Origin of the sequence: Achromobacter pestifer (assembly GCF_902859625.1) — a bacterium.
GTDB lineage: Bacteria > Pseudomonadota > Gammaproteobacteria > Burkholderiales > Burkholderiaceae_B > Achromobacter > Achromobacter pestifer.
In genome coordinates this window covers 127,509-149,673 of record NZ_CADIJX010000009.1, presented here as the reverse complement: position 1 = coordinate 149,673, position 22,165 = coordinate 127,509, and the positions used below count along the sequence as shown (strand labels likewise).

General features: G+C 63.2%; 18 protein-coding genes, 2 rRNA genes and 1 other RNA gene. 18 read left to right on the top strand and 3 right to left on the bottom strand.

The genetic code is table 11. The features are described 5' to 3' along the window. From rrf (HV753_RS31425) to HV753_RS26365, 3 genes are all read left to right on the top strand, one after another. A 5S ribosomal RNA gene (gene rrf, locus HV753_RS31425) occupies positions 1-86 on the top strand; the annotation flags it as partial. A gap of 232 nt (positions 87-318) precedes the next feature. After that, positions 319-431, top strand: a 5S ribosomal RNA gene (gene rrf / locus HV753_RS26370). 258 nt (positions 432-689) lie between these two features. Then, entirely contained in the window at positions 690-1,004 is a 315-nt protein-coding gene (locus tag HV753_RS26365; protein ID WP_246288402.1) for a DUF4870 family protein, read from the top strand. An 88-nt stretch (positions 1,005-1,092) separates the two neighbouring features. Here the strand turns inward: HV753_RS26365 and HV753_RS26360 are convergent, their stop codons facing one another. Beyond that, on the bottom strand, positions 1,093-1,650 hold the full coding sequence (locus tag HV753_RS26360; protein WP_246288400.1) for a LysE family translocator: 558 nt from the start codon (positions 1,648-1,650) through the stop codon (positions 1,093-1,095). Positions 1,651-1,833: 183 nt separating this feature from the next. Here HV753_RS26360 and gcvA point away from each other — a divergent pair, with 183 nt between their 5' ends. Then, entirely contained in the window at positions 1,834-2,709 is an 876-nt protein-coding gene (gene gcvA / locus HV753_RS26355) for a transcriptional regulator GcvA (protein WP_175177533.1), read from the top strand. A gap of 181 nt (positions 2,710-2,890) precedes the next feature. On the opposite strand, the gene HV753_RS26350 is transcribed toward gcvA, so the two are convergent. Then, complete coding sequence (locus HV753_RS26350) at positions 2,891-3,169, bottom strand: SWIB/MDM2 domain-containing protein (protein ID WP_006217453.1); 279 nt, start codon at positions 3,167-3,169, stop codon at positions 2,891-2,893. Between the two features lie 147 nt (positions 3,170-3,316). Here HV753_RS26350 and HV753_RS26345 point away from each other — a divergent pair, with 147 nt between their 5' ends. Continuing rightward, the gene (locus tag HV753_RS26345) at positions 3,317-4,510 is read left to right on the top strand and encodes a M20 aminoacylase family protein (RefSeq protein WP_175177532.1); all 1,194 of its coding nucleotides are present in this window, start codon (positions 3,317-3,319) and stop codon (positions 4,508-4,510) included. Positions 4,511-4,521: 11 nt separating this feature from the next. Then, on the top strand, positions 4,522-5,586 hold the full coding sequence (pyrC, locus tag HV753_RS26340) for a dihydroorotase (RefSeq protein ID WP_175177531.1): 1,065 nt from the start codon (positions 4,522-4,524) through the stop codon (positions 5,584-5,586). 123 nt (positions 5,587-5,709) lie between these two features. Here the strand turns inward: pyrC and HV753_RS26335 are convergent, their stop codons facing one another. Next, entirely contained in the window at positions 5,710-7,539 is a 1,830-nt protein-coding gene (locus tag HV753_RS26335; protein ID WP_175177530.1) for an ATP-binding cassette domain-containing protein, read from the bottom strand. Positions 7,540-7,682: 143 nt separating this feature from the next. On the opposite strand from HV753_RS26335, the gene rnpB reads away from it, so the two are divergent. The 12 genes from rnpB to HV753_RS26275 all read left to right on the top strand — a co-directional run bounded on the left by rnpB (position 7,683) and on the right by HV753_RS26275 (position 22,163). Beyond that, positions 7,683-8,087, top strand: an RNA gene (rnpB, locus tag HV753_RS26330) — RNase P RNA component class A. Between the two features lie 369 nt (positions 8,088-8,456). Beyond that, positions 8,457-8,885 carry a division/cell wall cluster transcriptional repressor MraZ gene (mraZ, locus tag HV753_RS26325; RefSeq protein ID WP_057287234.1) on the top strand — a complete coding sequence of 143 codons (429 nt, stop codon included), beginning with the start codon at positions 8,457-8,459 and terminating at the stop codon, positions 8,883-8,885. Positions 8,886-8,892: 7 nt separating this feature from the next. Next, positions 8,893-9,990 (top strand): 16S rRNA (cytosine(1402)-N(4))-methyltransferase RsmH, encoded by a 1,098-nt coding sequence (gene rsmH / locus HV753_RS26320; RefSeq protein ID WP_175177529.1) that lies wholly within the window; start codon positions 8,893-8,895, stop codon positions 9,988-9,990. Next, complete coding sequence (gene ftsL, locus HV753_RS26315; protein WP_175177528.1) at positions 9,990-10,280, top strand: cell division protein FtsL; 291 nt, start codon at positions 9,990-9,992, stop codon at positions 10,278-10,280. Before rsmH ends, ftsL begins: the two co-directional genes overlap by 1 nt. Then, a complete protein-coding gene (locus tag HV753_RS26310; protein ID WP_175177527.1) occupies positions 10,277-12,007 on the top strand; it encodes a peptidoglycan D,D-transpeptidase FtsI family protein in 1,731 nt (576 codons plus the stop codon). The genes ftsL and HV753_RS26310 overlap by 4 nt, the downstream gene beginning before the upstream one ends. Next, entirely contained in the window at positions 12,004-14,862 is a 2,859-nt protein-coding gene (murF, locus tag HV753_RS26305) for a bifunctional UDP-N-acetylmuramoyl-L-alanyl-D-glutamate--2,6-diaminopimelate ligase MurE/UDP-N-acetylmuramoyl-tripeptide--D-alanyl-D-alanine ligase MurF (protein ID WP_175177526.1), read from the top strand. The genes HV753_RS26310 and murF overlap by 4 nt, the downstream gene beginning before the upstream one ends. Next, positions 14,852-16,021 carry a phospho-N-acetylmuramoyl-pentapeptide-transferase gene (gene mraY / locus HV753_RS26300; protein WP_175177525.1) on the top strand — a complete coding sequence of 390 codons (1,170 nt, stop codon included), beginning with the start codon at positions 14,852-14,854 and terminating at the stop codon, positions 16,019-16,021. Before murF ends, mraY begins: the two co-directional genes overlap by 11 nt. Continuing rightward, complete coding sequence (gene murD, locus HV753_RS26295) at positions 16,018-17,550, top strand: UDP-N-acetylmuramoyl-L-alanine--D-glutamate ligase (protein ID WP_175177524.1); 1,533 nt, start codon at positions 16,018-16,020, stop codon at positions 17,548-17,550. Before mraY ends, murD begins: the two co-directional genes overlap by 4 nt. Further along, positions 17,547-18,740 carry a putative lipid II flippase FtsW gene (gene ftsW / locus HV753_RS26290; RefSeq protein WP_175177523.1) on the top strand — a complete coding sequence of 398 codons (1,194 nt, stop codon included), beginning with the start codon at positions 17,547-17,549 and terminating at the stop codon, positions 18,738-18,740. The genes murD and ftsW overlap by 4 nt, the downstream gene beginning before the upstream one ends. Then, positions 18,737-19,813 carry an undecaprenyldiphospho-muramoylpentapeptide beta-N-acetylglucosaminyltransferase gene (gene murG / locus HV753_RS26285; RefSeq protein ID WP_175177522.1) on the top strand — a complete coding sequence of 359 codons (1,077 nt, stop codon included), beginning with the start codon at positions 18,737-18,739 and terminating at the stop codon, positions 19,811-19,813. Before ftsW ends, murG begins: the two co-directional genes overlap by 4 nt. Further along, positions 19,810-21,216, top strand: a complete 1,407-nt coding sequence (gene murC / locus HV753_RS26280) for a UDP-N-acetylmuramate--L-alanine ligase (RefSeq protein WP_175177521.1) — start codon at positions 19,810-19,812, stop codon at positions 21,214-21,216. The genes murG and murC overlap by 4 nt, the downstream gene beginning before the upstream one ends. Continuing rightward, positions 21,213-22,163, top strand: coding sequence for a D-alanine--D-alanine ligase (locus HV753_RS26275; protein ID WP_175177520.1), 951 nt, complete (start codon positions 21,213-21,215; stop codon positions 22,161-22,163). Before murC ends, HV753_RS26275 begins: the two co-directional genes overlap by 4 nt. The last annotated feature ends 2 nt before the right edge of the window (positions 22,164-22,165 follow it).

Genomic DNA, 22,165 nt, shown 5'->3' with positions numbered 1-22,165 from the left:
CTCCTTCCCATCCCGAACAGGACAGTGAAACGCCTTCGCGCCGATGATAGTGGACGGACGTCTGTGAAAGTAGGTCATCGTCAGGCTTTTATTCCGCAAAACCCCACAGGTAATCCTGTGGGGTTTTGTCTTTGTATAGTGTGAGGACCCATACATACGTGATGCTGGCAATTACTTGCCATCACATGTGTAGAGCGGAATCCATTGCAGTGACGCAGGCAGTAGTCCAAGCAATACCAGCAATACCCCAAGCAGTACCCAAGCAGTATCCCAAGATTCGAGTGGTTGATGTTTTAGGCAGCCACTCAAGCAGTTACGCTTGACGACCATAGCAAGGTGGTACCACTCCTTCCCATCCCGAACAGGACAGTGAAACGCCTTCGCGCCGATGATAGTGGACGGACGTCTGTGAAAGTAGGTCATCGTCAAGCTCTTATCCCACAAAGCCCCGCCGGTATCCGGCGGGGCTTTGTCTTTGGGCAATGCGAGGCGCTGAGTGCGGGCGAATCCTTGCCTTGCGTGGGGCGTCAATCAGGCTGCAAGCCGCGCCAATGCTGAATGTGCACAAATAACAACGCCCGTGGGCAGGGGGGCTTTGTGCGGTAAGATTGACTGAGTCAATTCGTTGGAGCGTTATCGTGAGTGATACCCAGACCCCCGTGCCCGGCACCAAGTTAGACCTGCGCACGATGACCCACGTGGCCTATGGCTTGTTTGCCCTGGGCTTCTTGACAAGTGGAATTCTGGGCATTGCGACATTGGCCGCAGTCGTGCTGATGTATCTGAAACGCTCGGACGCTGCCGGCACGGTTTATGCCGCCCACTTCGACTGGATGTTGCGTACGTTCTGGTGGGCGATGCTCTGGCTAGCCATCAGCGGTATTGCCCTGTACATCTTTATTGGATGGATTGGTCTGATCGCGACCGTCGTATGGGTGCTCTACCGCCTGATCAAGGGTTGGCTGGCTTTGCTTGAAGGCGCCGCACCTACGACCTATGCTTGATCGGACAGTGTGTCAGTAAGATAGAAAGGCCGGCGGAATCGCCGGCCTTTTTCATGCGGAACCCCACACGTCCAGGATGTGGACCGGGCTACGACAAGACCACATAGGCGGCGACCGCAAGCATCGATGTGCCGAAGACGGCAGCTTGGATGCGCACTGCACGCGGCGTGTTGAACCGGCCAAGGATGACCTGGCCGCCATAGATCCATGGAAAGTGGCAGAACAGCCCCAGGATCACAAACGCAGCGCTCAATTGGGCGACCTGAGCAGACAGGCTGGCACCCGGCATCAGGAATTGCGCAAACATGACGATGATCATCGAATGGATCTTAGGGTTCAGCACGACGCAGATGAAGCCATCGCGAACGCGCATTGGCTGCTGATTTTGTGCCTGACCGTCGTGCGTCATGGAGGCGCGGAAGAATCCCCATGCCAGGTACAGCAGGTAGGCAGCGCCCGCCCATTTCAGGAATGTGTGGAGTTGCGGATACTCGTGCAATGTGCCGCCCAGGCCCAAGCCGTAGAGGACACAGAGCGCGAGGTTGCCTGCCTCGAAGCCGATCCAGAATGGCACCGAACCCTTGATTCCGTATCGGCCACCCGCGGTGGCCAGTAATGTGTTGCCAGGCCCCGGGCTGATGATCATGGGGATCGCGTACCCCAGGAAAATTACCCAACTCTCCAACCCTATCATTGCCGTTCCCTTGATTGAGGACCCCGCGCTTATCGTGGTGTTTCCGCGCGCGGGCGAGGCCTAGTAGATATCGCTTTCAGCCCTTGGCAAAACGATCTATTCTCATGGCTTCGATAAATACAGCTAATCGAGAACATGCGACGCCTGCCTCCACTGAGCGCACTGCGGGCCTATGAGGCTGCTGCAAGGCATATGAGCTTTACCCAGGCCGCGGCCGAGCTTTGCGTCACGCAGGCGGCGATCAGCCATCAGGTAAGGCAGCTGGAGCGCTGGCTGGGGCACCCCATGTTCACGCGGCGAGGGCATGCGCTTAGCCTCACGCAGAAGGGCGCCGCCTATCTGGCGGAACTGTCGCAAGTTTTTGATCAAATGGCGGCGGCGACCGAGCGCGTCCGCGACAAGCGCGACGGGCCGTTGCGGATCACCGTCTTGCCTTCATTTGCGTCGCGGTGGTTGTTGCCGCGTCTGCCGGCATTCCGTGCCAAGCATCCCGACGTGGATCTGCGCGTCGCGAGTTCCGTGCAGCTTTGGAACGGCGACGATGCGTTTGATATTGGCATCCGGTCTGGATTGGGGCGCTGGCCTGGCGTGAAGGCAGACTTGATCGCGCGTGAGTTTTTGAGTCCGGTATGCAGTCCTGCGCTGGCGGAGGGCCCCCCTGCGTTGAGGCGGCCAGAGGATCTGAAGCAGGCGGCTTTGCTACACGATCAACCGCGGACGGCATGGCAGCATTGGTGCCAACATGCGGATGTGGCATTGGACTTGTCGCAGGGGTTCGTCTTCAACGATGCGGCGCTTGTACTGCAAGCGGCAATTGACGGACAAGGCGTCGCGTTGGGGCGTTTGATGTTGGCGGCGGATGACTTGCGAACAGGGCGTCTGGTGCGACTTTTTGATCACGCAATACCGAACGATTACAGCTATTGGATCGTGTATGCGCGGTCGTCTGCCCAGCGTCCGGAGGTGGCGGCATTTCGAGGCTGGTTGCTCGAAGAGGCGCGTCAAACCTAGCGATCAGCGAAGTGGGATCGAACGAAACAGGTGTGGGAAATTGGCCGTGTCCACGGAGAGTGGAGGAGGCGGTCGCGCGGAGAATACAGCTTGCGCAAGGAAGAGAAGCTAGCCCGGCCGTAAGCCAGGGCGTCGCGACAATCCAAGAGGCAGGGACGTACCGGGTACGCCCTTTGCCTGCTTACTTCAGATGTGCGTTGACCAGTTTGGTCAGTTCGAACATCGTGACCTGATCTTTGCCAAAGATCGGACGCAGCTTGGCATCGGCGTTGATGTTGCGCTTGTTGCTGGCATCTTGCAGGTTGTGCTTCTTGATGTATTCCCAGATCTTCTTGGTGACCTCGGTACGCGGCACGGCTTCCGAGCCGATGACAGCGGCCAACTCGGCGCTGGGGGTCAGGGGCTTCATGAATGCAGCGTTCGGCTTGCGCGCGGTCGCGGGTTTGGAGGTTGTGGCCATAATGCGGCGCTCCTTCTCTGGCTGTTGGAAAAATTGTCCTGCGGCCGGAGCATAACGTGTCTCTCTCGTAAAGACAAAGGCATTTATCCTCTGTAGCAACTAAAATGCACAGACTGTCCCCCCTACCACGTCATTCTGTAACCTCCTATGTACGCACGTTCTCCTTTGGAATCAATTCGCCTATTTCATGACGAATTGACGGCGCTGCGGCGCGATTTGCATGCACATCCCGAACTGGGCTTCGAGGAAGTCCGCACGTCTGGAATCGTGGCCGGTGCGCTTGAGGCGCTGGGCGTCGAAGTACACCGTGGCATCGGCAAGACCGGCGTGGTGGGCGTCATCCGGGGCAAGCGTTGTGACAGCGGGCGCATGATCGGGCTGCGTGCCGACATGGATGCCCTGCCCATGACGGAAGATAACGATTTCGGGCACAAGTCCACCAAGCCTGGCCTGATGCATGGTTGCGGCCACGACGGCCATACCGCAGTGTTGATCGGTGCCGCCAAGTATCTGGCGCAGACGCGCAACTTTGACGGCACGGCCGTGCTGATTTTCCAGCCGGCCGAAGAAGGCCGTGGCGGCGCGCGCGCCATGCTCGAAGATGGCTTGTTCGATACGTTTCCATGCGACGCGATCTACGCGCTGCATAACTGGCCTGGCCTGCGACCTGGCACGATCGGCATCAACCCGGGGCCGATGATGGCCGCGGCGGATCGCTTCGAGATCCAGATCACGGGCCGTGGCGGGCACGGCGCGCACCCGTATCAAACGATTGATCCCGTGACCATCGCAGGGCAGATCATCACCGCATTGCAGACCATCGTGTCGCGCAACGTGAATCCCCTGGATTCGGCCGTGGTGTCGATCGGATCCATGCAGGCGGGGCATCCGGGCGCCATGAGCGTGATTCCGCGCGAAGCCAAGCTGGTCGGCACGGTGCGCACGTTCCGCAAATCCGTCCAGGAAATGGTCGAGACGCGCATGCGTGAACTGGTCACGGCGATTGCCTCCGCGTTCGGCGGCACGGCTGAACTTATTTACGAACGCATCTATCCTGCTACCCTGAATACGCCGCAGCACGCGAACCTGGTGGCCGACATCGCGACGGAGATGATTGGCAAGGAGAACGTGGTGCGCGACCTGGTGCCGTCGATGGGCTCCGAGGATTTCTCTTTTATGTTGCAGAGCAAGCCCGGCGCGTATTTTCGCTTGGGCCAAGGTGGCGCCGAGTCGGGCTGCGTGCTGCATAACTCGCATTTTGATTTCAACGATGCCGTCATTCCCCTGGGTAGCGCGATGTTCTGCGCGCTGGCCGAACGGGGCATGCCGCTGGCAGATTAAGAAGCCCTTCCATGTCTACTCAAAACCCGAATCAGCTCACTATCACCCGCCCGGACGACTGGCATCTTCACTTGCGTGATGGCGCGGCGCTGGAAGCCGTGGTGGCGGATACCGCACGCCAGTTCGCGCGCGCCATCATCATGCCGAACCTGAAGCCGCCGGTGACGACTACCGAGCAGGCGCTGGCCTATCGCGGCCGCATCCTGGAGGCGTTGCGCAAGGCCGGTGGGAATCCCGATGCCTTCACGCCCCTGATGACGCTTTATCTGACCGACAACACCTCGTCGGAAGAGATTTTCCGTGCGCACGAATCCGGCCAAGTCTATGCGGTGAAACTGTATCCCGCTGGCGCGACGACCAACTCGGATGCGGGCGTGACCGATCTGTTGGGCAAGTGCACGAAGGCGCTGGAAGCCTTGGAGAAGTGCGGCATGCCGCTGCTGGTGCACGGCGAAGTGACCGACCCGGCGATCGACGTGTTTGACCGGGAAGCGATTTTCGTGGAGCGCGTCATGAAGCCGCTGCGCCGCGCGTTTCCTGCCTTGAAAGTGGTGTTCGAGCACATCACGACGAAGGAAGGCGCTGAATATGTGCGGGATGCCGAAGGGCCGACCGCCGCGACCATCACGCCGCAGCACATGCTGTACAACCGCAATGCGATCTTCCAGGGTGGCGTGCGCCCGCATTGGTACTGCCTGCCGATCTTGAAGCGGGAGACGCATCGTCTGGCCTTGGTCGAGGCCGCCACCAGTGGCAGCCCGCGTTTCTTCCTGGGCACCGACAGCGCGCCGCATGCGCGTGGCTTGAAGGAGCATGCGTGCGGCTGTGCGGGTTGCTACACGGCGCTGCACGCGATGGAGCTGTACGCGACGGCATTTGAAGCGGCGGGCAAGCTGGACAAGCTGGAAGGCTTTGCCAGTTTCCACGGCCCGGATTTCTACGGCTTGCCGCGCAACACGGGCACGTTGACGCTACTGCGCGAAACCTACCAGGTGCCGGATGAACTGGAGTTTGGCAACACGACGCTCGTGCCGCTGGCGGCCGGCGAAGCCTTGGCCTGGCGCGCAAAAGTCTGAGGGCCCGGCGCGGGTCGTGATCCCGCGTCTGCCAAGAGATAAAAAACGGGGGAACGGCTGCTTGCCGTTCCCCCGTTTTGTCTACCGCGTGAAGATCGCTCTATATATATAGTGAGTGTGACGTCAGAGCGTGCCTTCGCGGCGAGCTTCCAACAATTCCCAGCGTGCGAACCGCTCCTCAAGTTCGCTTTCCAGTTTGGCGAGCTCGGCGTTGATGCGATCGACTTCGGCTGGTGCATCGCGGTACAGGCTGCCATCGGCCAATTGCCCTGCCAGTTCTGCCTGCTGTGCTTCAAGGGCGGCGATGGCGTCGGGCAGGCCTTCGAGTTCGCGCAAGTCCCAGGCGTTCATCCTGGTGGCCTTGGCGGGCTTGGGCCGGGCGACTTTGGCGCGAGCGGCGCTTTCGTCGACGGGCTTGGCCGCGATATCCGCTTCCTCGGCTACCGGGGCCGCTACGGCAGGGCGCTGGGCGACCCATTCGTCGTAGCCGCCGACGTAGTCGCGCCAGCGGCCGTCGCCTTCGTACGCGATGGTCTGCGTGACGACGTTGTTCAGGAAGGCGCGGTCGTGGCTGACAAGCAGCACGGTGCCGGCGTATTCCTGGAGCAGTTCTTCCAGCAGTTCCAGCGTTTCGATGTCCAGGTCGTTGGTGGGTTCGTCCAGCACCAGCACGTTGGCGGGGCGGGCGAACAAACGGGCCAGCAACAGGCGGGCACGTTCACCGCCGGACAGGCTGCGCACGGGGGAACCTGCGCGGGCGGGCGAGAACAGGAAGTCGCCCAGGTAGGTCATGACGTGCTTGCGGGTGCCGCCGATTTCGACCCATTCGCTGCCCGGGCTGATGATGTCCACGAGCGTGGCATTTTCGTCCAGTTGCGCGCGCATCTGGTCGAAGTAGGCAACCGCGACGTTGGTGCCCAGGCGCGTTGTGCCGGTGTCGGGCTGCATTTCGCCCAGGATCAGCTTGAGCAGGGTGGTCTTGCCGGCGCCGTTGGGGCCGATGATGCCGATGCGATCGCCACGCAGGATGGTGGTGGAGTAGTCGTCCACCACGATCTTGTCGCCGAAGGTCTTGCCGACGTGTTCGAGTTCGGCCACGAGCTTGCCCGAGCGTTGGCCTTCGGCCAGCGCGAGCGACACGTCGCCGATGCGTTCACGGCGATCGGCGCGTTGGACGCGCAGGCTTTCCAGGCGCCGGACCCGGCCTTCATTGCGGGTGCGGCGAGCTTCGACGCCCTTGCGGATCCAGACTTCCTCTTGTGCCAGCAGCTTGTCGAAACGGGCTTGTTCCAGGCGTTCGGATTCCAGCCACTGGGCCTTGCGCTCTTGCCATTGGGAGAAATTGCCCGGGAAACTCAACAGGCGTCCGCGGTCGAGTTCGACGATGCGAGTGGTGACCGCGTCGAGGAAGCGGCGGTCGTGGGTGATGATGACTGCGGCGCCGCGCCAATTGCGCAGCATGTCCTCCAGCCAGGCGATGCCTTCAAAGTCCAGATGGTTGGTGGGTTCGTCCAGCAGCAGCAGATCGGGCTCGTCGACCAGGGCGCGCGCCAGCGCGACGCGCTTGCGGGTACCGCCGGACAGGCCAGCGATCTGCACATCGGCAGGGAGGCCCAACTTTTCCAGCACGGATCGCACCCGCGACGGGCGTTGCCAGTCTTCGTGATCGCCCTCGACATTGCAGACGACATCGAACACGGTGGCGTTTTCGTCCAGCTCGGGTTCCTGTTCGACCGTGGCGACGCGCAGCCCTGACGTGCGGGCGATGTCACCGTCGTCGGGGAGCGTTCTGCCGTCGAGCAACCTCAGCAGCGACGACTTGCCGGCGCCGTTGCGGCCAATCAGGCCAATGCGCTCGCCAGCCTGGATGGCGAAGTCGGCGTGGTCCAGCAGCGGATGGTGACCATAGGCCAGCTGGATGTCGGTAAGAGTGATGAGAGTAGCGATGGCCATGTAGTGGGTAGTTTCTGCGGCGTCTAAAGCGAATCAGGGCGTATTGTCGCAGGAACCCCGGATGCCCGTTTAGCCTTTGCCCGAAGACCTTTCGGACCAGGCTTCGGGGACGGAGCCGTGACCTGTAATAGAATACGAACCGCAGGGCGGGTCGGGCGATCGCGGTGGATGCAAATTCATCGAGGAAGGTCCGGACTCCATAGGGCAGGGTAACGGCTAACGGCCGTCCGGTTGCGTCTTCGGGCGCGGCTGAGGAATAGGGCCACAGAGACGAGACTGCGAAGTGGGCGTGCTTGCACGCACAGATACGGCTATCTCCGTATCGCGCCATTCGGCAACGAAGGGCGGCATCGCAGGGTGAAACGCGGCAACCTCTACCCGGAGCAACATCAAATAGGCATGCGTGCGGCCCTCGGGTCGCGAAGGGCGGCTCCGTCCAAGCATGCGGGTAGATGGCTAGAGCGGCTCAGCAATGATCCGCGCAGAGGAATGATCGTCCGCCAGGGAAACCTGGTGTACAGAATCCGGCCTATAGACCCGTCTTGCATTGAATTCCCCACACGCGAGTTGGCCAGGCCGGGAGCCTGGCCGCGCTTGGCTGCGACGTCGCCGCCCACTGCGCCATTTTTTTGAGCGGTAGTGGGGCGTACATCCGGCGGGAAGCCTCGCCAGCCGGAGCGCAATGGGCCTTCGTAAAACAATGCAAAGTCCCCGTTAGCCGCTACTTCTGACGAAGGACTTGTAGAGTGTGCCGCAACCTCCTGATTTATTAGGAGGTTTTTCTTTTTGCGGATTTACATATTGATCTAAGTCCTTGTTGTGATTGAAAAAATTGCAACCACGCGCTTGACCGCCCCATTGCCATACCGTAGAGTGGGAAATAGTAGGAAATTGTGCAATTAAGTGGGGTAAAAGTGGTGTTTCAGGGAAGCAGCGCGCTCACGCTGGATGCCAAGGGACGGATCTCGATTCCGACCCGGCATCGTGACGCGCTCGTGTCGCAGGCCGATGGCCGCTTGACCCTGACTCGCCACCCCGACGGCTGCTTGCTGGTGTACCCGCGGCCTGAGTGGGAAAAGAAGCGCGAACAAATCGCGGCCTTTCCCATGACGGCTCGGGCATTGCAGCGGCTGTTGCTGGGCAACGCTCAGGACGTGGAACTGGATGGCTCCGGCCGGGTCCTGATCGCTCCTGAACTGCGCAACGCTTCCGGTATGACGCGCGATGTGATGCTGCTCGGTCTGGGCGCGCACTTCGAGCTGTGGGACGCCGCTACTCTGGCCAGCCGCGAGGCTGAGGACTTGGCCAAGGGTATGCCGGATGTGTTGAATCAGTTTTCGTTCTGAAAAATCTATGGACTTCGAACATCGGCCCGTTCTGCTGGAGCCGACGGTGGACGCACTATTGCTGGCCGACTTTGGCGGCAAGGGCGCGGCACGGTCGCACATGCAGTCCGAGCCGGCTGCGGCTACGCGGGCAGAAAGCGGCATCTTTGTCGACGGCACCTTTGGGCGTGGCGGGCACAGTCGCGAATTGCTCGGGCGTTTGGGGCCTGCGGCGCGGCTGGTGGTGTTCGACAAGGATCCCGAGGCGATCGCGGTAGCCAATGCGTTGGCGGCGGCGGATTCCCGGGTGACGGTTGTCCATGGCGGCTTTGCCACCATGGCTGAAGAATTGCAGCAGATCGGCATCGAGAAAGTCGATGGCGTGATGTTGGATCTGGGGGTGTCGTCGCCTCAGATCGATGACGCCGAGCGAGGTTTCTCGTTCATGCGAGACGGCCCGCTTGATATGCGGATGGACACCACTCGTGGTCCCACGGTGGCGGATTGGCTGGCGCAAGCCAGTGTGGATGAGATGCGGGAGGTCATAGCGGATTATGGCGAAGAACGGTTTGCTTTTCAGGTTGCAAAGGCGATTGCTGCTCGCCGCGCAACAAGGCCGCTGCGCACCACGCTCGAACTTGCCGAGTGCGTCGCCAGCGCCGTCCGCACGCGCGAAAAGGGGCAGCATCCGGCCACACGCACCTTTCAAGCTTTACGGATTTACATCAATCGGGAACTCGAAGAGCTCGCGCGCACCCTCGCGTCAGCTTTAGACCTGCTTGCCCCGGGGGGGAGGTTGGCGGTGATCAGCTTTCATTCGCTTGAAGACCGCATGGTCAAGCAGTGCATCGTGGCGGCGGCCAGGCCGGCCGCCGCGCATGCACGCCTGCCGCTGCGCGAAAGCGAAATGCCCCAACCCATCCTGCGTTCCCTGGGCCGTGTCCAGGCTGAAGACGATGAAGTCTCGGCCAATGCCCGCGCCCGTTCCGCTGTCCTGCGCGTTGCCGAACGCACCGAAACGCCGCTGCCCGCCGAGGGCGGTTTCGCGTTTGTGAAGATCGGCTCGTTGCCCGGCAGTGACCTGGCCCCGCCGCCTCGCCGCGGCGGTAAAGGGGGGCGGCGCTAATGGGGCGTGTCAACCTGATCATTGCGGCGTTACTGATGCTGTCGGCCATTTCCCTGGTCACCAGCCGGTATCAGTCGCGCCAGCTTTTTGTTGAGCTGGGACGCGATCAGGCCCAGGCACGTGACCTGGAAACCAACTGGCGCCGCTTGCAGCTTGACCGCGCCGAACTTGCCCGCAATGCCCGGGTGGACGTGATTGCGCGTGACGGCCTGAAGATGATCTCCATCGTTCCGGATCGCACGCTGTATCTGAATCAAGCGCCGGTCTCTTCGGCCGGAGGTGCGCAATGAAGCGCGTGCCCTTCTTCGACAACCCGGTGCTGCGTGGGCAATTGCCCACCTGGCGCGCGCGCCTGGTACTGATCCTGCTGTTTGGCGGGTTCACGGTGCTGGCCGGCCGCGCGTTGTTCCTGCAAGGGTTGTCGACGGAGTTCCTGCAACAGCAGGGCGAACGCCGCTATGAACGCACGCTGACCCTGGCCGCCACGCGCGGCAAGATCATGGATCGCAATGGCGCCGTGTTGGCGTCCAGCGTGCCGGCGCGCGCCATCTGGGCCATCCCGGAAGATGCCAAGCAGGGGACGCCTGCGCAGATGGATGCCCTGGCCAAGCTGCTGGAAACGCCGGTCGCGGACTTGCGCCATCGCCTGGTCGACGAAGACAAGAACTTTGTTTACCTGAAGCGCCAGGTCTCGATGGACGTGGCCGACAAGATCAAGCAACTGGGCATGCCGGGCGTGCACCAGCAGCCGGAGACCCGCCGCTACTATCCGGACGGCGATGTGATGGCCCACGTAGTGGGTTTCAACAGCGTCGAAGACCAGGGTCAGGAAGGCGTCGAGCTGACATTCAACCAGCAGTTGTCGGGCCGACCCGGCAGTCGCCGCGTCATCAAGGATCGGCTGGGCCGCGTCATTGAGGACGTGCAAGCCGTTACCCTGCCGGTTGACGGCCGCGATCTGCGCCTGTCGATCGATACGCGCTTGCAATACCTGGTGTTCAAGGAATTGAAGGACGCCATGGACAAGCACCAGGCCAAGGGCGCTACCGCCGTGGTCGTGGACGTGCATACGGGCGAAATCCTGGCGCTGGCGAACGTGCCGACCTTCGACCCGAACAAGCGCGAGAGCTTCCATGGCTCCAAGCTGCGCAATCAGGCCATTACCGATACCTTCGAGCCGGGCTCGATCATGAAGCCGTTCACCGCCGCGCTGGCGTTGGACCTGGGCCGCATCACGACGTCGACGCTGTTTGAAACCGGAAACGGCCGCTTTACGTATCAAGGCAGCACGATCAGCGATGTGAGCCGCAACGGCACGCTGGATGTGGCTGGCGTGCTGCGCAGATCCAGCAATATCGGCATGACGATGATCTCCGAGAAGCTGGAGTCTCGCGAGATGTGGGACCGTTTCACCGAATTGGGCCTGGGCCAGGCGCCGCAAGTGGGATTCCCCGGCGCGGCGCCCGGCCGTCTGCGTCCGTGGGACCGTTGGCGCCTGATTGAAAAGGCGACGATGGCCTACGGTTACGGCCTGTCCGTGTCGCTGCTGCAAGTGGCGCGTGCGTACACCGTCTTCGCCCGCAATGGCGACATGGTGTCGCTGACGTTGGTCAAGCGCGACAGCGACCCCACCAGCGTCAAGATCTATACGCCGAAGACCACCGCCTTGGTGCGCGCAATGCTGGAGGCCGCCGCCGGCCCCGAGGGCACGAAGGCGGCTCAGGTGCAGGGTTACCGCGTCGCCGGCAAGAGCGGCACCGCGCGCAAGATCGTTGACGGCAAGTACAGCATGCAGCGTTACCGGAGCTCGTACGTGGGCTTCGCTCCGGTGTCCGATCCGAAGATCGTGGTGGCTGTGTCCATCGACGAGCCGACGGTCGGCGGTTACTACGGCGGTGCGATCGCCGCGCCCGTGTTCTCCCATATTGTGGGGGGGAGCCTGAGGCTGATGGGGGTGCGACCGGACGCACCTTTTGAATCCACGATTGTTGCTGGTCTCAAGGAGCCAGGCAGATGAGCGCCAAAGGCTTCCTCTCTTCCCCTGTCGCCACGGTTGCTGAAACCGTGGCGTGGTTGCATGCGCGCGTCTCGTTGACGGCGCATCTTAAGCTGGACTCGCGCGATATCGAGCCGGGCGATGTGTTCGTTGCCTGCCCGGGTCTGTCCAGCGATGGACGTCTCTATATAGACAAGGCGTTGGCGCTGGGCGCCAGCGCGGTGTTGTTTGAAGCGCCCGCCGACGACGCCATTCAGCGCGCCGCGGGCGACACGCCGATACTGCCGGTGACAGGCTTGCGCACGTTGTTGGGCGAGTTGGCCGACACCTGGTACGGCCGTCCTTCCGCCGCATTGGCGGTGGTGGCGGTGACGGGCACCAACGGCAAGACCTCGTCGGTGCAATGGATCGCGCATGCGCTGAGCCGCAATGACAAGCCTTGCGGCACCATCGGCACCTTGGGCGCCGTGTTGCCCGACGGCCGCACGCTGGGCGGCGACCTGACGACGCCCGACGTTCTGACCGTGCATCGCACGCTGGCCGCCATGCGCGACGCTGGCGCGAAGGCCGTGGCCATGGAAGCGTCGTCGATCGGCATCGAGCAAGGCCGTCTGGACGGCGTGCGCATTGCGCTGGCCGCCTTTACGAACCTGACGCGCGACCATCTTGATTATCACGGCACGATGGAACACTACGAGGCCGCCAAGGCACGTCTGTTCCGTTGGCCGGGCCTGACCGCCGCCATCGTGAATGCCGATGACGCAGCCGGACGCCGCCTGATCGCGAGCCTGCCTGCGGGCACGGGCGCGATGGGCTACAGCCTGAGCGATGCGCCCGAGATCCCCGCTGCGATGCGCGCGCGGGATCTTCAGGCCACATCTCAAGGCCAGATCTTCACGCTGGTGTCGCCGCATGGCGAAGCCCAGATCGTGACGCGCCTGCTGGGGGCGCACAACGTGTCGAACCTGCTGCTGGTGGCAGGCGTGCTGTACAAGCTGGGCCTGCCGTTTGCGCAGATCGCGCGTGAGTTGGCCGCGACGGACCCTGTGGATGGCCGGTTGCAAACCGTGGAAACGGTGCCGGTGACAACGCAGGCCCATGCGGGTCGCGGCCCACTGGTCGTGGTGGATTACGCGCATACGCCGGATGCCCTGTCGCGCGCCTTGACGGCATTGCGTGCCGTGGCGGTTGCCCGTTCTGGCCGCCTGATCTGCCTGTTTGGCTGCGGTGGCGAGCGCGATCCGGGCAAGCGCCCGGAAATGGGCCGCATTGCAGCGGAACTGGCTGACCATGTGGTGGTGTCCAGCGACAATCCACGCACGGAATCGCCCGAAGCCATCGTTCAACAGATTCTGGTTGGCATCCCTGAATCGGCGCATGCCGATGTCCAGGTCGACCGCGCGCGCGCCATCATGCAGACCATTTGGGCCGCATTGCCCGAAGACGTGGTGCTGTTGGCGGGCAAGGGGCATGAAACCTATCAGGACATCGGGGGCGAAAAGTTGCCGTTCGATGACCGCGAATGGGCGCGCTTGGCGCTGCTGCTGCCGCAGGTCAAAGGGGTGTCATCGGATACCCGCCGCATTGGCGCGGGCGAATTGTTCGTGGCGCTGGTGGGCGAGAACTTCGACGCGCATAACTATCTGGATCAGGCTGAAGGCCGGGGCGCTTGCGCCGCAATCGTGGCGCATGCCGTCAGTGACGCCAAGCTGGCGCAACTGGTGCTGGGCGATACCCGCATTGCGCTGATGCGCATCGGTGCGGCGTGGCGTTCGCAGTTTTCGCTGCCGGTCGTGGCAGTGACGGGTAGCAACGGCAAGACGACCACCAAGGAAATGATCTCGGCCATGCTGGCCGAGTGGCGGGGCGAGGCACGCCGGTTGGCGACTGCCGGCAACCTGAACAACGATATCGGCGTGCCGTTGACGCTGCTGCGCTTGCGCACCGAGCATCGCGCCGCGGTGTTTGAACTGGGCATGAATCATCCTGGCGAAATCGCGCAGCTGGCCGCCATGGCAGCGCCCACGGTCACGCTGGTGACCAACGCGCAGCGCGAGCATCAAGAATTCATGCACACCGTGGAAGCGGTGGCGCACGAGAACGGCGCGGCGATCGCTGCGCTGCCGGACGACGGCATCGCCGTCTACCCCGGAGACGAACCGTATTCCGCGATCTGGGACGCCTTGGCCGAGCCGCGCCGGGTGTTGCGCTTCGGTCTGCAACCGGGTCTGGACGTATACGCGGAACATATTCTTGCCGACGTGAGCGCCACGCGCTGCCGTGTCGTGACGCCGGTCGGCTCTGCGGATCTGGCGTTGCCGGTGCCCGGCTTGCACAACCTGCGCAATGCACTGGCCGCGATTGCCAGCGCCATCGCGGCAGGCGTGCCGCTGGATAGCGCGGTGCGCGCCCTGGCGGGCTTTGTCCCCGTTGCAGGCCGCATGCAGCACAAGCAAATGAGTGACGGAACGTTGCTCATTGATGACACCTACAATGCCAACCCCGATTCGGTTCGCGTGGCGATTGACGTGCTGGCCCGCATGGCCGGCAAGCGCGTCCTGGTGTTGGGCGACATGGGTGAAATCGGGGACAACGGCCCCGCCTTGCATGCAGAGGCGGGCATTTACGCGCGCGAGCAAGGGCTTGACGCGCTTATCACGCTAGGCGAAGCCAGCCGGGCGGCCGCGGCCGCGTTCGGAGCTGGCGCGCACGCCTGCGCATCGGTAGACGAAGTGGTTGCCGCCTTGCGCGGTTTGCGCGCGTCCTGCGTATTGGTAAAAGGATCGCGCTTTATGCGCATGGAGCGGGTAGTGACGGCTTTTTCTTCAAATGACGGACAGGCGGCCAAGGGGCAGGGAGAACACCATGCTGCTTGAGATCGCCCGTCTGCTTTCCGATGATGTTCGCGCGCTGGGCGTGTTTGAATACATCACCTTGCGCGCCGTGCTGGCGTGCGCGACGGCGTTGCTGATCGGCCTGGTCGCTGGTCCGCGTGTGATCCGTAAGTTGACCGAGATGAAGATCGGCCAGGCCGTGCGTTCGTATGGCCCGGAAACGCATCTGGTCAAGACCGGCACCCCCACCATGGGCGGCGTGTTGATCCTGATTTCCATCGCCATCAGCACCTTGCTGTGGGCAGACTGGACCAACCGTTTCGTATGGGTGGTGTTGCTGGTGACGTTCGGCTTTGGCTGGATCGGCTGGCGGGACGATTACCGCAAGGTGGTCTATCGCGATCCGGAAGGCATGCCCGCGCGTCAGAAATTCTTCTGGCAAGCCACCATCGGCATCATCGCCGCGGTGTATCTGGCTTTCGCCGTGTCGGCGCCGGCCAATACCGAACTGTGGCCCCTGTTCAAGGCGTGGGTCGGCAGTGGTTTCACGATGCCGCTGCCCACGCGCGCCGACTTGATCGTTCCCTTCTTCAAATCGGTGAGCTATCCGTTGGGCGTGCTGGGTTTCGTGGCGCTGACGTGGGCCGTGATCGTCGGCACCAGCAACGCCGTGAACCTGACCGACGGCCTGGATGGCTTGGCCATCATGCCGACCGTGATGGTCGGCAGCGCCCTGGGCATCTTTGCCTACGTGGTCGGCCGTGTGGACTATTCCAAGTACCTGCTGTTCCCGTATATCCCCGGCGCATCGGAATTGATGGTGCTATGCGCGGCGATCGGGGGCGCGGGATTGGCATTTTTATGGTTCAACGCGTATCCGGCCCAGGTGTTCATGGGTGACGTCGGCGCGCTGGCGCTGGGTGGCGCGCTAGGCACCATCGCGGTGATTGTGCGCCAGGAGATCGTGCTGTTCATCATGGGCGGTGTGTTCGTGGTGGAAACGCTGTCGGTGATGATCCAGGTGACCTGGTTCAAGTACACGAAGCGACGTTATGGAACAGGTAGACGCATATTCCGCATGGCGCCGTTGCATCATCACTTTGAAGTGGGTGGCTGGAAAGAAACCCAAGTGGTCGTGCGTTTCTGGATCATCAGCATGATGCTGGTGCTGATTGGCCTCTCTACGCTGAAGTTGCGATGAATACGATGGAAACCTCCCGCGCTGACGCGCCGCTCGTCCTGATCCTCGGATTGGGCGAGACGGGTGTCGCCGCCGCTCGCTGGTGCGCCCGTTTGGGCGCCCGCTTGCGCGTGGCCGACACACGCGCCGAACCGGGTGGCTTGGTTGCGCTGCGCGATGCGCTGGCGCAAAGCGACGTGGAATACCGTCTGGGTTGTGATGCGACTTTTGATCTGGCGCTGCTGGATGGCGTGGATCAGGTCGTGCTGAGTCCCGGCCTGGCACCGGCCCAGGCGCCCGCCGTCGATCTGCTGCGTGAGGCCGAGGCCCGTGGCATCGAAGTGGTTGGCGAAATTGAATTGTTTGCCCGCGCCCTGGCCGATCTGGCCGAGACGCGCGAGTACCGTCCCCGCCTGCTGGCCGTGACGGGCACCAACGGCAAGACCACCGTAACGGCGCTGACCCGCGATTTGATCGACGCCAGCGGCCTGTCGGTCGTGGCGGCTGGCAACATCAGCCCCGCAGCGTTGACGGCGTTGATCGACGCACTGGACAACGACGCGCTGCCTCAAGTGTGGGTGCTGGAACTGTCCAGCTTCCAACTGGAAACGACCCGTACGCTGATGGCGGACGCGGCCGTCGTGCTGAATGTCACGCAAGACCATCTGGACTGGCATGGTGGCATGGACGCCTATGCTCAGGCCAAGGCGCGCTTGTTGAAGATGGCGCGTATTGCCATCGTCAACCGCGACGATCCGCTGACCGTGCGCATGGTGCCAACCGTGAACGCGCTGAATGTGCGTAGTTTCGGCCGCGACATGCCGGAACTGGTGGGCGATATGGGCCTGGAATTGGGGCAAGGCGTGGCTTGGTTGGTCGCGTCCGAACCCAGCGATTTCGACGAACCTGCGCCCCCCACGCGCCGCAAGAAGGACGCGCCGGAACCGGTGCGCGCCAATGGCCGCATGAGCCGCCTGATGCCCGTGGACGCTTTGCGCATTCGCGGCATCCACAATGCCCTGAATGCGCTGGCCGCGTTGCAGCTGGCGCGCTGCCTGGATCTGGGTTGGGGCGCCATGCTGCGCACGCTGCGTGAATACGCTGGCGAGCCGCACCGTGCGGCGTTCGTGCGCCAGATTGGCGGTGTCGACTACATCAATGACAGCAAGGGCACCAATGTGGGCGCCACCGTGGCGGCATTGGAAGGCCTGGGCCAACCCGTGGTGCTGATTGCCGGCGGACAGGGCAAGGGGCAGGACTTTTCCCCGCTGATTCCGGTGGTGTCGCGCCATGCGCGCGCCGTGATGCTGATTGGCGTGGACGGCCCCGAGATTGGCCGCGTGCTGGCCTCGACCGGCGTCAACTGCGTGACCGTAGATTCGCTGCGCGACGCCGTGCGCGCGGCGGCCGAATTGGCGCAGCCTGGCGATGCCGTGTTGTTGTCGCCGGCTTGCGCCAGCCTGGACATGTTCCGCAACTACCCGCATCGCGGGCAGGTGTTCGTGGAAGAGGTCGAAGAGCTGGCCCGCGACCGGGGAGAGGTGGCATGAGCCTGATCGCCGATCTCACCGCCAGCGTCAATGCCGTACGGCCGGGCCGTACCAAGATGCGCAACTTCGATCTGCCGCTGGTCATCGCGGCATCGACGCTGTTGCTGCTGGGCTTGCTGATGGTGTATTCGGCGTCGATCGCGCTGGCTGACGGCCCGCGTTACGCATCCTACGGGCGTTACTACTTCGTGATTCGCCACGGCCTGTTCGTCAGCGCCGGCTTGCTTGCTGGTGCCGTGGTGCTGGCCATCCCGATCCGCGTCTGGCAGCGCATGGCGGTGCCGCTGTTCGTGGTGGCGATGATCTTGCTGGTCGCGGTGTTGATTCCCGGTATCGGCCGCGAGGTCAACGGCGCCCATCGCTGGATTCCGCTGGGTCCGTTGAATTTCCAGCCCTCCGAACTGATGAAGCTGGCCGCGTTGCTCTACGCCGCCGACTACACCGTGCGCAAGCAGGAACACATGCAGGCGTTTGCCCGCGGCTTCCTGCCGATGGCTTTCGCGCTGGCCGGCGTGGGCATGTTGTTGCTGCTTGAACCCGATCTGGGCGCTTTCATGGTGATCGTGGCGATCGCCATCGGCATCCTGTTCCTGGGCGGCATCAACGGCAAGTACTTCAGCAGCCTGCTGGCGGTGCTGGTCAGCACGTTCCTGATGCTGATCTGGCTGTCGCCGTGGCGCCGTGCGCGCCTCTTCGCCTATCTGGATCCGTGGAACGAAGACAACGCCTATGGCAGCGCGTACCAGCTGTCGCACTCGCTGATCGCGCTGGGCCGTGGAGAATGGCTGGGCGTGGGGCTGGGTGCCAGCGTGGAAAAGTTGCACTACTTGCCCGAAGCGCATACCGACTTCCTGATGGCGGTGGTGGGCGAGGAACTGGGCTTTGCCGGCGTCATGCTGGTGATCACCCTGTTCGCCATCATCGTTTATCGCGGCTTTGACATCGGCCGCCAAGCCATCGCCATGGAACGCACCTTTGCGGGTCTGGTGGCCCATGGCGTGGCCATGTGGTTCGGCGTCCAATCCTTCATCAACATGGGCGTGTGCCTGGGCTTGTTGCCGACCAAGGGTCTGACCCTGCCGCTGATGAGCTATGGCGGATCGGGCGTGGTGATGAACCTGTGCGCGCTTGCCATGTTGATTCGGGTTGACGTGGAAAACCGCGTCATGATGCGTGGGGGGCGAGTATGACGACGGCTCGCACCATCCTGATCATGGCTGGCGGCACCGGCGGGCACATCATGCCCGGCCTGGCCGTGGCTGACGTGCTGCGTGAACGCGGCTGGCGCGTGCTGTGGCTGGGCAATCCCGACAAGATGGAAGGCAAGCTCGTGCCGCCGCGCGGTATCGAACTGGTGCCGTTGCGTTTCCAGGGCGTGCGGGGCAAGGGGGCATCGGCCCTGCTGAAATTGCCGTTCCTGCTGTTGCGCGCGTTTGCACAAGCGTGGTCGCGCTTGTCTGAAGTGCGTCCGGATGTGGTGTTGGGCATGGGCGGCTATGTGGCCTTCCCGGGTGGCGTGATTGCCGCGCTGCGCGGCACGCCATTGATTGTCCATGAACAGAATGCCGTGGCCGGCACCGCGAATAAATGCCTGGCCAAGATGTCGCGCCGCGTGTTGAGCGGATTCCCCGGCGTGTTGCCCAAGGGCGAAGCCATGGGTAACCCGGTGCGCGCGGACTTGTGCGCCTTGCCTGACCCCGCCGTGCGCTATGCCGGCCGTACCGGCCCGCTGCGCGTGCTGGTCGTGGGCGGCAGCCTGGGCGCGCAAGCCTTGAACACCACTGTGCCGCAGGCGCTGGCGCGTCTACCGCAAGACAACCGCCCGGTGATCATCCATCAGGCCGGTGAACAACATTTGCCCGCGTTGCAGCAGGCCTACGCCCAAGCGGGCGTGCAGGCCGACTGCCGCGCGTTCATCGATGACATGGCGGGTGCCATGGGCGATGCGGATCTGCTGATCTGCCGCGCGGGCGCCATGACGGTGTCTGAAGTGGCCGCAGCAGGCGTCGCGGCGCTGTTCGTGCCGTTCCCGCATGCCATCGATGACCATCAAACCGCCAACGCACGCTTTTTGAGCGATGCGCAGGCCGCTTGGTTGCAGCCGCAGACCGCTTTGACGCCCGAGTGGCTGGCGGACTGGCTGGCCCAGCGTTCCCGACAAGAACTGGAAGCCGTTGCTGTCCGGGCTCGCGCGCATGCGCACCCGGAGGCCGCGGCTCATATCGCCGACGTCTGTGAACAAGCAGCGGGGCGTTCATCATGAAACACAGAATTCAACATATCCATTTCGTAGGCATTGGCGGCTCGGGCATGAGCGGCATTGCCGAAGTCCTGCTCAACCTGGGCTACACGATCAGCGGTTCCGACCTGAACGAGTCGGCCGTGACGCGCCGCCTGGCGGGCCTGGGCGTGAAGATCGCGATCGGCCACGTGGCCAGCAATGTCACGGGCGCGGGCGCCATCGTGACGTCCACTGCCGTGGCGGGCGACAACCCCGAAGTGATCGCGGCGCGTGCGTCGCGCATCCCGGTGGTGCCGCGCGCCATCATGCTGGCCGAGCTCATGCGCTTGAAGCGCGGTATCGCCGTGGCCGGCACGCATGGCAAGACGACGACGACCAGCCTGGTGGCCAGCGTGCTTGCCGCCGGCGACCTGGATCCGACGTTCGTGATCGGTGGCCGCTTGAATTCCGCCGGCGCGAACGCGCGCCTGGGGCAGGGCGACTACATCGTGGTCGAGGCCGACGAATCCGATGCTTCGTTCCTGAACCTGCTGCCGGTGATGGCCATCGTGACCAACATCGATGCCGACCACATGGACACCTACGGGCACGATGTGGCGCGTCTGAAGAGCGCGTTCATTGAATTCACGCAGCGTCTGCCGTTCTACGGCAGCGCCGTGCTGTGCTCGGACGATGCCAATGTGCGCGAGATCATGCCGTTCGTGTCGCGTCCGATCACCACTTATGGCTTGAATGAAGACGCACAGGTGCGCGCTTATGAAGTGCAGCCGGAAGGCACGCGCATGCGCTTCAATGTGCAGCGCACGCACCGCGACACGCTGTTGCCGCCGTTGCATGTGGAACTGAATCTTCCTGGCCTGCACAACGTGCGCAACGCGCTGGCCGCGATTGCCGTCGCGACCGAGCTGGGCGTGTCTGACGCCGCCATTTGCGATGCGCTGGCCGCCTTCAAGGGCGTGGGCCGCCGCTTCACGCAGACGGGCGACTTCCCCGTGCCTGCCAGCCATGGCGGCGGCACCTTCACGGTGATCGACGACTACGGCCATCACCCGGTTGAAATGGCGGCCACGCTTGCCGCCGCGCGCGGCGCATGGCCCGACCGCCGCATCGTGCTGGCCTTCCAGCCGCACCGCTACACGCGGACACGGGATTGTTTCGAGGATTTCGTGCGGGTGCTGGGCACGGCCGACGCCGTGCTGCTGACCGAGGTTTACGCTGCGGGCGAGCCGCCCCTGGTGGCCGCCGATGGCCGTGCGCTGTCGCGTGCCTTGCGCGTGGCCGGCAAGGTTGAACCGGTATTTGTCGAAGACGTGGCCGAACTGCCGCAGACCGTGGTGGACTTCGTGCGTGATGGCGACGTCGTGATCGTGATGGGAGCGGGTTCGATCAGCAAGGTCCCCGCCCAAGTAGGAGAACTGGCATGAGCACGCAATTCGGCAAAGTAGGTGTGTTGTACGGTGGCCTCTCCGCTGAACGCGAAGTGTCGCTGATGTCCGGCAAGGGCGTGCAGCAGGCGCTGGCAAGCGCCGGTGTTGACGCGCACTTGTTCGATACGGGCGAACGCAGCCTGGCCGAGTTGGCCGCCGAGGGGTTCGACCGCGTGTTCATCGCGCTGCATGGCCGCTACGGTGAAGACGGCACGATCCAGGGCGCTCTGGAATTGCTGGGCATTCCCTATACCGGTAGCGGCCCGATGGCATCGGCGGTGGCCATGGACAAGACCATGACCAAGCGTATTTGGTTGCAGCATGGCCTGCCCACGCCTGAATTTGAAGTGCTGGATGCAGACACGGAATTGCGCCTGGTGCCCGATCGCCTGAGCCTGCCGCTGATCATCAAGCCGCCGCACGAAGGCTCGACCGTCGGCATCACCAAGGTCGTGGGCTATTCCGACATGAAGGAAGCCTATGCCGCGGCCGCGCGTTTTGACAGCGTCGTGCTGGCCGAGCAGTTCATCGCCGGCCGCGAGCTGACCGTGGCGGTGTTGGGTTCCGGCAAGGCGGCGCGTGCGCTGCCGGTGATCGAGATCGCCGCGCCGGGTGGCAACTACGACTACGAACACAAGTACTTCTCGGACGACACGCAGTATTTCTGCCCGGCGACGCTGCCCGCAGGCGTGGCGGATACGGTTGCCGACATCGCGGTCAAGGCCTATCAGGTACTGGGCTGCGAAGGCTGGGGCCGCGCCGACTTCATCCTGGACGGCGACAACCGTCCGTGGCTGCTTGAACTCAATACCTCGCCTGGTATGACCAGCCATTCCCTGGTGCCCATGGCCGCGAAGGCCGTGGGGATTAGCTACGCCGATTTGTGCGTGGCGATTCTGTCCGAGGCCACGTGCAAAGTGCACCGCGCCTCCCGTAACGCTTGACC